Source organism: Propionicimonas sp. (genome assembly GCF_047606205.1).
In the GTDB taxonomy this organism is placed as follows: Bacteria; Actinomycetota; Actinomycetes; order Propionibacteriales; family Propionibacteriaceae; genus Propionicimonas.
Genome location: NZ_JASGES010000071.1, coordinates 1 through 10,546 on the forward strand (window position 1 = coordinate 1; position 10,546 = coordinate 10,546).

14 protein-coding genes, 3 tRNA genes and 1 pseudogene are annotated in these 10,546 nt (G+C 69.9%); 10 read left to right on the forward strand and 8 right to left on the reverse strand.

Annotated elements, in window-relative coordinates; translation table 11 throughout:
• The 4 genes and pseudogenes from QM633_RS04775 to QM633_RS04790 form a co-directional block, all read left to right on the forward strand.
• A pseudogene (locus QM633_RS04775) lies at positions 1-630 on the forward strand (MFS transporter); the annotation flags it as partial.
• A gap of 97 nt (positions 631-727) precedes the next feature.
• Positions 728-800: transfer RNA gene (locus QM633_RS04780), tRNA-Gly, on the forward strand.
• A 43-nt stretch (positions 801-843) separates the two neighbouring features.
• Positions 844-914, forward strand: a tRNA-Cys gene (locus QM633_RS04785).
• A 1-nt stretch (position 915) separates the two neighbouring features.
• Positions 916-987 (forward strand) — tRNA-Val (locus QM633_RS04790).
• Positions 988-1,193: 206 nt separating this feature from the next.
• On the opposite strand, the gene QM633_RS04795 is transcribed toward QM633_RS04790, so the two are convergent.
• From QM633_RS04795 to QM633_RS04815, 5 genes are all read right to left on the reverse strand, one after another.
• The gene (locus QM633_RS04795) at positions 1,194-1,502 is read right to left on the reverse strand and encodes a tyrosine-type recombinase/integrase (protein WP_415152586.1); all 309 of its coding nucleotides are present in this window, start codon (positions 1,500-1,502) and stop codon (positions 1,194-1,196) included.
• A gap of 2 nt (positions 1,503-1,504) precedes the next feature.
• The gene (locus tag QM633_RS04800) at positions 1,505-1,840 is read right to left on the reverse strand and encodes a tyrosine-type recombinase/integrase (RefSeq protein ID WP_415152587.1); all 336 of its coding nucleotides are present in this window, start codon (positions 1,838-1,840) and stop codon (positions 1,505-1,507) included.
• A gap of 115 nt (positions 1,841-1,955) precedes the next feature.
• Positions 1,956-2,315: an antitoxin HicB gene (locus tag QM633_RS04805; RefSeq protein WP_415152588.1), complete on the reverse strand. Its 360-nt coding sequence runs from the start codon at positions 2,313-2,315 to the stop codon at positions 1,956-1,958.
• Positions 2,312-2,503 (reverse strand): type II toxin-antitoxin system HicA family toxin, encoded by a 192-nt coding sequence (locus QM633_RS04810; RefSeq protein WP_415152589.1) that lies wholly within the window; start codon positions 2,501-2,503, stop codon positions 2,312-2,314. The genes QM633_RS04805 and QM633_RS04810 overlap by 4 nt, the downstream gene beginning before the upstream one ends.
• A 40-nt stretch (positions 2,504-2,543) precedes the next feature.
• Positions 2,544-2,765, reverse strand: coding sequence for a DUF3263 domain-containing protein (locus QM633_RS04815; RefSeq protein ID WP_415152590.1), 222 nt, complete (start codon positions 2,763-2,765; stop codon positions 2,544-2,546).
• 419 nt (positions 2,766-3,184) lie between these two features.
• On the opposite strand from QM633_RS04815, the gene QM633_RS04820 reads away from it, so the two are divergent.
• Positions 3,185-3,685: a hypothetical protein gene (locus tag QM633_RS04820; RefSeq protein ID WP_415152591.1), complete on the forward strand. Its 501-nt coding sequence runs from the start codon at positions 3,185-3,187 to the stop codon at positions 3,683-3,685.
• Between the two features lie 72 nt (positions 3,686-3,757).
• On the opposite strand, the gene QM633_RS04825 is transcribed toward QM633_RS04820, so the two are convergent.
• Positions 3,758-4,627 carry a PPK2 family polyphosphate kinase gene (locus QM633_RS04825; RefSeq protein WP_415152592.1) on the reverse strand — a complete coding sequence of 290 codons (870 nt, stop codon included), beginning with the start codon at positions 4,625-4,627 and terminating at the stop codon, positions 3,758-3,760.
• A 48-nt stretch (positions 4,628-4,675) separates the two neighbouring features.
• Here QM633_RS04825 and QM633_RS04830 point away from each other — a divergent pair, with 48 nt between their 5' ends.
• Positions 4,676-5,740: an ATP-dependent DNA ligase gene (locus tag QM633_RS04830; protein ID WP_415152593.1), complete on the forward strand. Its 1,065-nt coding sequence runs from the start codon at positions 4,676-4,678 to the stop codon at positions 5,738-5,740.
• A gap of 193 nt (positions 5,741-5,933) precedes the next feature.
• Here QM633_RS04830 and QM633_RS04835 read toward each other — a convergent pair whose 3' ends face one another.
• Positions 5,934-6,506 carry a hypothetical protein gene (locus QM633_RS04835; protein ID WP_415152594.1) on the reverse strand — a complete coding sequence of 191 codons (573 nt, stop codon included), beginning with the start codon at positions 6,504-6,506 and terminating at the stop codon, positions 5,934-5,936.
• Positions 6,507-6,746: 240 nt separating this feature from the next.
• Here QM633_RS04835 and QM633_RS04840 point away from each other — a divergent pair, with 240 nt between their 5' ends.
• Entirely contained in the window at positions 6,747-7,340 is a 594-nt protein-coding gene (locus QM633_RS04840; protein ID WP_415152595.1) for a TetR/AcrR family transcriptional regulator, read from the forward strand.
• Here the strand turns inward: QM633_RS04840 and QM633_RS04845 are convergent, their stop codons facing one another.
• Positions 7,341-8,393 (reverse strand): DNA polymerase domain-containing protein, encoded by a 1,053-nt coding sequence (locus QM633_RS04845; RefSeq protein WP_415152596.1) that lies wholly within the window; start codon positions 8,391-8,393, stop codon positions 7,341-7,343. It lies immediately after the preceding gene.
• A 77-nt stretch (positions 8,394-8,470) separates the two neighbouring features.
• Here QM633_RS04845 and msrB point away from each other — a divergent pair, with 77 nt between their 5' ends.
• From msrB to QM633_RS04860, 3 genes are all read left to right on the forward strand, one after another.
• Positions 8,471-8,875, forward strand: coding sequence for a peptide-methionine (R)-S-oxide reductase MsrB (gene msrB / locus QM633_RS04850; protein WP_415152597.1), 405 nt, complete (start codon positions 8,471-8,473; stop codon positions 8,873-8,875).
• Positions 8,876-8,906: 31 nt separating this feature from the next.
• Positions 8,907-9,521 (forward strand): DUF3000 domain-containing protein, encoded by a 615-nt coding sequence (locus QM633_RS04855; RefSeq protein WP_415152598.1) that lies wholly within the window; start codon positions 8,907-8,909, stop codon positions 9,519-9,521.
• On the forward strand, positions 9,509-10,546 hold a 1,038-nt coding region (locus QM633_RS04860; protein ID WP_415152599.1), incomplete at its 3' end, for an HRDC domain-containing protein. The genes QM633_RS04855 and QM633_RS04860, both read left to right, overlap by 13 nt.

A 10,546-nucleotide genomic window follows, 5' to 3' on the forward strand; every position in this document is an offset into this window, starting at 1 on the left:
CTGATCGTGGCGGCCGTGGTGGCGCTGCTGGTCGCCGCCCGACGGATCGAGGCGGCTCCGGCCACCGGGCCGGTCGCGGCGCGGTCGACGGCGGGGTGGCGCACGGTCCTGCGCCGCTGGCTGGCGCTGGTGTGCGCGGTGTCGGCCGAGTTCGCCTTCGTCGTGTGGGGCGTGGCGCGCCTGACGGCGACGGGCCTGGACGCAAGTCTCTCGGCGGTGGTCGGTGCGTCGTTCCAGGTGGGCATGGCGGCGGGACGCCTGATCGGCCCACGCCTGATCGCGCGGTTCCCGATGGTGGTCGTGGGTGCGGCCCTCGCCGCGACCGGCGTGGTCGTGGTCGTGGCGGCAACGACGTGGCCACTGGTGGGGTTCGGCCAACTCCTGGCCGGCCTGGGGATCGCGACTCTCTACCCGATCACGCTGGCCAGGCTGATGGCGACGCCCGGGCTGCGGCCCGAACTGGGCACGTCGCTGGGCGCGCTCGCGTCCGGGACGGCGATCACGGTGGCGCCCACCGCGCTGGCGGGACTGGCCCTCGTGGTCGACCTCCGGCTGGCCTTCCTGGTGCCCCTGCCGATCCTGGGGCTGCTGTTGTGGCTGCACCGGGAGCCGCGTCCGACCGGCGCCTGAGGCGTTCCGGGCCCCGCCCGGCCTCGTTTTGCGGCGTGGTCGACGGCTGGGTTATGGTTGCTCTCGCACTCGCGCCGGAAACGGGGTGAGAAGCACTGCGGACGTGGCTCAGTTGGTAGAGCATCACCTTGCCAAGGTGAGGGTCGCGGGTTCGAATCCCGTCGTCCGCTCGGAGAAGGTCTCAATGATCGACGGACGAGACCGGCTCTTGCCGGTGGAGTGGCCGAGAGGCGAGGCAACGGACTGCAAATCCGTGTACACGGGTTCAAATCCCGTCTCCACCTCGGGCGGCTGGCGCAGCGGTAGCGCGCTTCCCTGACACGGAAGAGGTCACTGGTTCGATCCCAGTGTCGCCCACAGGCCCCGGACTAGGCATTTCAGAAACGAACAGCCTAGTACGGGGCCTTTTCGCGCCCTCCTTCGGGTGGGTGCATGAGTGCCGTAGTAGACCCATGTGAGACGAGGCGGTCTTACTCAGTACAAATCACGTGACGAGGGGTGACGCTCGGGCGGCGTCTTCTCGGTCTTGCTGGAAACGTACTGCCCAGAGCCCCGACACGCCGTCAGTCGACCATCTTGTCCATGCGTCCGGCGACCTGGTCGAGGGCCCCGTCCCAGTGCCCCGCGTAGATGTCCAGGGTGACCGCCGCGGACTTGTGCCCGAGCGATCGCTGCACATCCTTGGGGGTCGCCCCGGATGCGATCATCAGCGACGCGGCGGTGTGCCGCAGGTCGTGGACGTGCAGATCCGGCATGCCGATCTTCTCCGCGGCCGGCGTGAAGGTCCTGTGGCGCCAGTTCGCGACCCCGATCCGCTTGCCGCGAGGCGAGGTGAACAGCGGCTCACCCTTCTCCCGCGTCAGGTCGAGCATCTTCAGCACCGACGTCGGGACCGGGACGTCGCGCCGTGCCGTTTCTTGGACTTCCGGACCCGCAGCCGCCCGCGACCCGCGTCCACGTCGACGACGTTCAGGGCGCAGCACTCCCCGACCCGCAGGCCGGTCGTGGACAGCAGCCACACCATCGAGGACATCTTCGTCGCGGTCGCGAGCTTGCGCACCTCGGGCACCGCCAGGAACCGCGGATCCCTCCGGACGGCCGGCCGCAGCTTGATCTTCGCGCACGGGTTGGCGTCGACCAGGCACAGCGTGACCGCGATGTCCATCACCCCACGCAGGCAGCCCTCGTAGTCCTTGGCGGCAGCCTTCACCCCGGAACTGCTTCGCCGGGTGGCCCGGCACGCACCCGGTAGCGCATCCCGACGCCGTACCGCTTCGTCTTCTCGCCGGTGCGCGACGACACCCACAGGTCAGTGACCCCCATCGCTAGGCCTCCTTGGCGAGCTGGGAGATCCGCCCCTTCGACACTCCGAGGATGGCCGCGGAGTCGTTCACCGAGTAGCCGGCGCGGCGAAGCTGCCTGACGGCCTCCCTGGACCGCTTCGCCGCCGACACGGATGCTGCGGCTGCGGCGCTGGTCGCCTCGCGCGCCGCCGCGACCTCCTCGCCGAGGGGCCCGAGTTCAGGCACGATGACGATGCCCGATGCTTCAATACCTGCGGTCTCGAGGTAGTCGCGCACCTGCTGTTCGGCGTCGGCCAGAGTCGCGGACTGGGTGTGGTGGTCGGAGTCGATCTCCAGTTCCCAGCCGTGCTCCCAGCGGATGGCCCGCACGGTGATGCTCATGCCCTGCTCCTCTCGATGGCTTTGAGCGCGTCCCGGACAACCCCCGGGGAGACGACGCGAGCGGTGACGATGGTCACGGTCACCGACCCGTTGCGCCACACCTCGTGGTCGCCCTTGCCTTCGCGGCTGGTGAAGCCCGCTTCCCGCAGCAGGTTGGCGAGTTCGCGGTACTTCATCGGCTTCGTCATGACTCTAGTTTAGCCTGGCTAAACTGACAAGTCAGGGGGGCTAAACTCCGAGTCTGGAGGACCTGAACTCGCGCACCGCATCCCGGCGCCGACGTAGCTGCGCACACTCGACCGGACACTGCGCGATCACCTCCGGATCATCGAGGAGCCCGCGGGCCATCTGCGTGAGCCGAGGGGCACTGATCCCAGTCGTCACACGCAACGCAGGCCAGTCCTGGGACAGCGCGGCATCGAGCAGGATCTTCGCAGTCGGTGTGGTCATCGTGCTCCAATCGTCGATTCAGGTAGGCCCGCTCGGCGGGTGTAGGTAGTTCAGGCGGGTCACGAGGGTTGCCTCGTCCACCCAAACTCGTCAGCCGCCTCGGAGGCGCACCGGGCCCAAGCGAGCGCCTCGCCGAGGGGGTGGATCTCGATCAGCGCACGAGCGACGATCAGGTCCACAGTCAGCTCTTCGCGTGCCCGAAGCACGGGGTCAAGCGGTGCGATCTCGTGATGGGCATGGGTCAACTCATCGAGGATGGTGCACGTGGCTCGCGCGGGAACATACGCACAACATGCGCCTTCCCGATGACGTGATTCACCAGAAACCGGCCTGAACCGGAACCGGCCGGACACCCGCTGGGCAAGAATGCTGCCGGGCCCGGGGTGGACGGTCCCGGCCGGGCGGCGCGACCGTGGGGCATGGACCTCGCGGACTTCTACACGCTGATGTCGGTGACCTGTTTCACCCTGGTCGGGCTGTGGTGGACGGTGATCGAACGGCACTCCGAATGGAAGGTCGACCCCGGTCGACGGAAGCTGGCCGGCGGGGTGTACCTGTCGTTCCTGCTGCCCGGGCTGATGAGCACCTTCGCGCAGGTGGATGCCGGCAACCCGCTGGTCTGGCGCAGCAGCTTCGCCGTGGCCGCCGTCGTCGGGCTCCTCACCACCCTGCGGCTGGTCTCCGTCGACCGCAGCGGCACCAGGGGGCCGTTCCGGCGATTTCGCTGGATCGTCGCGGTCGTGTACCTGCTGATCCTGCTGATCGCGGTGGCGCCGCCGGTGGCGGGCGTGATCGGCGCGACCCCGCTGCAGGCGGCATCGGTCGCGCTGATCCTGCTGGTGGTGATGGGCCACGGCCTCACCTGGGAATTCATGATGGAGCCCGACCCGGCGTCCGGGGCTCCGGCCGGCCCTGCCTGACCCGCACGCGATCACTCCGGCCGCACCCGCTCGCGGGCACGGACCAGACGATGTCCGGGGCGAGCCCTGCACTCAGCTCTCGGCGAGGCGCTTCTGCTCAGCCGCGACGTCGAACTCGGCGGCCGGCCAGGCCAGGCCCATGCCGGCCAGGGTCTCCCGCAGCAGCTCGGCCACCGCCCAGTTGCGGTACCACTTCCGGTCCGAGGGGATCACGTACCACGGCGCCGCCTCGGTGTTGCACTTCTCCAGTGCGGCGGCGTACGCCTCCATGTACGCCGGCCACTTCTTGCGCGCGTCCACGTCCCCCGGGTTGTACTTCCAGTACTTGGTCGGGTTGGCCAGCCGTTCGGCGAGCCGCGCCTTCTGCTCCTCGAACGACACATTCAGCATGCACTTGACCAGCCGGGTGCCGCCGGCGACGAGTTCGGCCTCGAACTCGTTGATCTCGTCGTAGCGCTTGCTCCAGACGTCCTCCGGTACGAGGCTGTCCACCCGCACGACGAGCACGTCCTCGTAGTGGGAGCGGTCGAAGATGCCGATCTTGCCCGCCCCCGGCAAGGCATTGCGGATCCGCCACAGGTAGTGGTGCCTGCGCTCCTCGGCGCTGGGCGCCTTGAACGAGGTCAGGTCCACACCCTGCGGATCGACCAGGCCGATCGCGTGCCGGATCACTCCCCCCTTGCCCGAGGTGTCCATGCCCTGCAGCACCACCAGCGCCCTCGGTGCCCTCTCCGGGACGCTGCGACCGGCCGCGAACAGCATCTCCTGCAGGTCGGAGAGTTCAGGGGCCAGTGCGGCGATCCACTCCGGCGCATCCGACTTGCCCTTGCCGGGATAGCCGGGCGTGGCCGACGGATCGAGGTCGGCCAGGTCGACCGCCCCGAGCGGCAACCGCAGGTGTTCGGACAACGGCACCGGGGCCGCGCTCTTCTTCGAACTCATGGCCACAGTCTGGACCGGGTCCGCCCGAAATGGTGCCAAGATGAGCGAATGTCTCTCCCGCTGCGCCCGCCGCTGACGCCGATGCTGGCCCGCTCGCAGGCGACCATCCCGCCGGGCATGGCCTACGAGCCGAAGTGGGACGGGTTCCGCTGCCTCGTCTTCCGCGAGAACGACGACGTCGCCCTGATCAGCCGCAACGGCCGGGACCTGTCGATGTACTTCCCTGAGGTGGTCCGGGCCGTCCAGGAGTCCACCCCGCCGCGCTGTGTTCTCGACGGAGAGCTCGTCGTGGTGAACGGCGACTGCCTGGACTTCGTCCGGCTGACCGAACGGATCCACCCCGCCCAGAAGCGGATCGACCTGCTCTCGGCGACCACGCCGGCATCCCTCGTGTTCTGGGACCTGCTCGCCCTCGACGACAGCGACCTGACCGGCCTTCCGTTCCTCCGGCGACGTGAACTCCTCGAGCGCGCGCTCGCCCACAGCGAGCCGCCGATCCACCTCACCCCGATCACGCAGGACATCGAGGTGGCCCGGGTGTGGTTCACGCGGTTCGAGGGCGCCGGGCTCGACGGGGTGGTCGCCAAGCCCCTCGAGGGGACCTACGAGCCTGGCAGACGCGCCATGGTGAAGATCAAGCACGCCAGGGAGGCCGACGTGGTCGTCGCCGGCTGGCGGGAGCACAAGAACTCCACGCCCGAACGGCCGCTGCTGGGCTCCCTCCAGCTCGGCCTGTACGACGAGAACGGCGTGCTGCACTTCGTGGGGGTGGCCGCGGCCTTCCCCGTGGCCCGCCGCGCCGAGCTGGCTGCCGAGTTCCAACCGGTCACGCTGCCGTCGGGACCCTCGGACCATCCGTGGAGCAGCGTCGGGATCGAGGGACGCCGGCCCGGCGCGGTCAGCCGGTGGAGCGCCGAGATCAGGCAGACCAACCTGATCTGGCCGATGCGGGTCGCCGAGGTCGGCTACGAGCACATGGAGGGCACCCGGTTCCGCCACACCGCGCAGTTCCGGCGTTGGCGACCCGACCGCGAGCCCGACTCCTGCAATTTCGCCCAACTCGAGGAAGTCGTGGGCTACGACCTCGCCGAGGTCCTGGCGGGCAACGCCTGAGCGCTGCTGGACCGTACGACGAGGCGAGGCGAGCGTTCACCCGGGAGGAGGGTGGGCGGAGCGCCAGGCCGGACAGGACGGTTCGCCATCCTCCCCGGAACGTCGAACGGCGGCGGGGACGCCTGGTCCCCGCCGCCGTTCGCACCACCGGTCGTTCGAGAGGGCCAGGCCTCTCTCACGCCCCAGCGGCTGGTCAGGCCAGCGCTTCGCCCTCGGCGGTCCTGGCGTGACGCAGGCCGAGGATGGCCAGCACGGCGAGCACCACGGCGCCGACGAAGGCGACCACCGCAGCGATCAGGGCCACGGTGGCCATGGTCCCGAAGGCGTAGGCGGTGAGCAGCATGCTGCGCAGGGTGTTGCCCATGAACAGGGTCTGGCGCAGCGCGCCGAGCTTCGCCAGCTCGTCCTGGTCGGCGTTGGTGTCCTTGCTCATCGCGGTGTACTCCCCGCTGACCTCTTCGTAGGTCTTGCCGCCGCTGGCCGCGTTCATGTGAGCCTGGATGTAGTGGTCGGCGAACGCCTTCGCCTGCGCTCCGTTGGTGAGCGGCTGGCCGGCGAACGGCGCCAGCGCGTCCTGGTCGGCCTGGGACAGCGAGGAGTAGGAGTCCGAGGTCGGCATCGTGATCTTCTGGGCGGACAGCTGGTCGGCCACCTGCGCGTTGACGAATGAGCTGGCGAAGACCAGCAGGCCACCGGCGATCAGCATCACGGCTGCCAGGGCGAGGCCCATCCAGGACACCAGCCTGTCGAGGGCGCTTCTCTTCATATCGAATCGTTCCAATCTTCGGTTGCGGAGGCTGGCGGTTCCGCGCAGTCCCCAAGGGTTGTGGTGCATGAAGCGGGGGTGGACGGCCTTGCGTCGCACGGGGGACCGGGAGCGTCCCGGGCAAGTGAGCCCTGGGTCCTCGGGATCCGTTCCGCAGCGGCTGGGGTCGATAGCTAGTGAACACTAACCTTGGCTAGGTAGCAAATCTGCGTATCCGGTAGCATCGTTCGCGGAGGTGCCATGGCCGAGAGCACACGTGACCGCATTCTCGACGCGGCCGTCGCCGTGCTTCTTCGCGACGGCTCCAAGGGCCTTACCACGAAGGCTATCGCGACGCAGGCCCAGCTCACCGAGCCCACGCTCTACATCTACTTCCGCAGCAAGGCCGCGCTGTGCATCGCCGTGGCGACCGAGCGAATTCCCCGTCAGGAGGACCTGGGCGCGCGGATCAGGGGGCTGGCCGGGACAGGCACCGTGCTCGGCAACCTCCGCAGCCAGGCTGCCGACGTGCTGCGCTACTTCCTCGCCGCGATGCCGCTGGAGATCGTGTTCTGGGCCGACCCGCGGCTGCGGGCGGCCCGCAAGGATGCCGCGCCGGTGCCGGATCTGCTCTCCCGGGCGGTTGGCGGCTACCTGAGGGAGGAGCAGCGTCTCGGCCGGGTCCGACCCGACTCCCCCGCCGAGGGAATCGGCAACGCCCTGGTCGGAGCCCTCTTCCATCGCGCCTTCATCGTCACGTTCGCCGAGACCACCCTCTCCTGCGAGGACGCGAACCCGTTCCTCGACGAGGTCACCGCCGTGGCGGCGTCCGTCCTGCAGCTGCAGCCGGCCTGATCACTCCCAGTTCGCCGCGTTCTTCTTGCTGGGCTGCACCCGGGGCGGCTCGCCCGGCATCTTCGGGTACTCCGGCGGGTAGGGCAGCTCGCCCTCCCCCTTCGCCGAGTCCCGGGCATACCACTCCAGCGCCGTCGTGAGGGAACCCGGCGGGGTGGCGTCCAGCACCGCCCACACGTCGCCGCGCTCGGCGAACCGGGCGGGCATGGTCACAACGGTGAAGTCCGACGGCTGCACCGACGGCAGCTCGTCCCAGTCGAGGGGGGCCGACACCAGCCCCCGCGGGGTGGGTCGGATCGAGTACGCGGAGGTCATCAGACGGTCCCTGGCCATCTGGTTGAAGTCGACGAAGACGCGCTCGCCGCGCTCTTCCTTCCACCAGTTCACGGTCACGGCGGACGGCAGCCGCCGGGCCAGCTCGCGTCCGACCGCGATCGCCGCGTGCCGCGCGTCGATGAAGTCCGAGCCTTCGATCGGGGCGAAGACGTGCACGCCGCGCCCGCCGCTGGTCTTGCAGAATCCCGCCAGTCCGGCGTCGGCCAGTACCCGCCGCAGTTCCAGGGCCGCACGCACGGTCGTTGCGAAGTCGACGCCGGGCTGGGGGTCGAGATCGATCCGCAACTGGTCGACCGCGTCGGTGTCGGCCGCCCGGACCGGCCACGGATGAAACCGGACCGTGCCCAGGTTCACCATCCACAGCACGCTGGCCAGGTCGTGCGGGGCGACCTCCACCGCCGTCCTGCCCGAAGGGAACCGGACCTCGGCGGTCTGCACCCACTCGGGGGTGTTGGCCGGAGCCCGCTTCTGGTAGAACGCCTCTCCCCTGCCGTCGGCCCGCGTGGCGACCACCACGTCCTCGCGGACCCCGCCCGGCCACCGTTCCATCGCCGTGGGCCGGTCCCTGAGCGCGGCGACGATGCCCGGCCCGACGCTGCGGAAATACTCGACCACCCCCCGCTTGTTGAGGCCGAGGTCGGCGAAGTAGGGCTTGTCCGGGCTGGAGATGCGCACCTCGCGCCCGTCGATGTCCAGGACTTCCGCCTGCGTCGCCATGAGCGTCAGGCTAGTGTCCGTCGCGCGGTGAACGCGGGTCGCCGGCCGAGCGTAGAACTGCTGAACAGGAGGATCCCATGGAACTGAAGGTGATCAAGACCCCCGAGGAATGGCGCGCCCAGCTGACGCCGCTGGAGTACCGGGTACTGCGGGAATCCGGGACGGAGGCGCCGTTCACCGGCGAGTACACCGACACCACCGCCACAGGGATCTACCGGTGTCGGGCCTGCGGCGCGGAGCTGTTCCGCAGCGAGAACAAGTTCGCCTCCCACTGCGGGTGGCCGTCCTTCTACACCGCGGCCGCCGCGGACCGGGTCCGGCTGCTCGAGGACCGCAGCCTGCCCATGCACCCCCGCACCGAGGTCCGTTGCGCGTCCTGCGACTCCCACCTGGGCCACGTGTTCACCGGGGAGGGCTACGACACGCCCACCGACGAACGCTGGTGCATCAACTCGGTGTCTCTCGATTTCGAGCCGGCCTGACGGCGCGCCAAGCCCGCCTTGACCACGGGAGATGAGTACTCTCGGGGACGTGGCCGCCCGCCGTGAACCGAGCATGCCGCCGCTGTTCGAGACAGCGGTGCAGGCGATCCTCGGCATGTCCTGGCGGCCCGAGTTGACGGTCGAGGAGATCCCCGCGCCGCAGAAGATCGCCCCGTACGCCGTCGCGATCAGCGCCGACCTCGAGATCGACGAGGACGAACTCGGCAGCGGACGCCTCGTCCTTCTGCACGATCCGGCCGGCAGCGCCTCCTGGGACGGCGACTTCCGCTGCGTCACCTACGCCAGGGCGGACGTCGACCCGGAGATGGTGGCCGATCCGCTGCTCACCGAAGTCGGCTGGTCGTGGTTGCTCGACGCCCTGGAGCGCAACCAGGCCACCTACGCCTCGCCCAGCGGCACGGTCACCGCGGTGTCGAGCCGTTCGTTCGGAGGCATCGCCACCGATCCGCCGCGGGCGGAGATCGAGCTTCGCGCGTCCTGGACACCGTCCGTCTCCTCCTCCGACGACGTCGTGCGTCACCTGCGCGCGTGGTCGGAGTTGCTGTGCCTCACCGCCGGGTTGCCCCCCCTGCCCGACGGCGTCGTGCCGATCGCACCTCGCCGTTCGGGTTCATGGCTGAGGTGACCGCCCCGGAGGAGGGGTACCCGATCCTCATGCTGCCCGCGGACGGCATCCCCGATGTCGTGGACACGCCGCAGGCACTGGCCAGCACCCGCGCGGCCCTGCGCGCGGGGACCGGGCCGCTCGCGATCGACACCGAACGCGCCCAGGGCTACCGCTACTCCGCCAAGGCCTACCTGATCCAGGTGCGGCGCGAGGGAGCCGGCACGCACCTGATCGACCCGACCGCCTTCGAGGAGGGCCGTCCGCGCGCGGACTTCCACGAGTTCGCAGAAGAGGTCTCCGACGCGGAGTGGATCCTGCATGCCGCCAGCCAGGACCTGCCGTGCCTGGCCGAGGTGCATTTTCTGCCCACGCACCTGTTCGACACCGAGCTCGCCGCCCGGCTGCTCGGTCTGCCGAAGGTCAGCCTGGGCGCGCTGATGGAGCAGGCGATCGGGATCACCCTGCTGAAGGAGCACTCCGCCGCCGACTGGTCACGCCGGCCGATCCCCGAGGACTGGCTCGCCTACGCCGCGCTCGACGTGGAGCGGCTCACCGAGCTGCGCGAGTGGATGATCGAGCGGCTCACCGCCGCGGGCAAGCTCGACTGGGCGCACCAGGAGTTCGCCTACCTCGCCGAACACGCCAGCGACGGGCCGCACGCCCGCAAGGACCCCTGGCGACGCACCTCCGGCCTCCACGCGCTGCACTCCCCGGCCGCTCTCGCCGTGGTCAGGGAGTTGTGGCTGGTACGCGAAGAACTGGCCGCCGCGGAGGACCGCGCGCCGGGACGGGTCGTCGCCGACCGGTCGATCACAGAACTCGCCGGCCGTATGGAGACCCAGCACAAGACCCGGCTGAACCGGGCCGACCTGCGCTCGGTCCGTGGTTTCTCGAACCGGATCGCCGCCCGCTACGAGGCCCGCTGGCTGGAGGCGCTGGATCGTGCCGCGTCCCTCGGCCGGGCCGAGTTGCCGCCCCGCAACGTGGCGCCGGACGGCCCGCCGCTGCCGCGGTCCTGGGACCGCCGCTGGCCGGACTCGTTC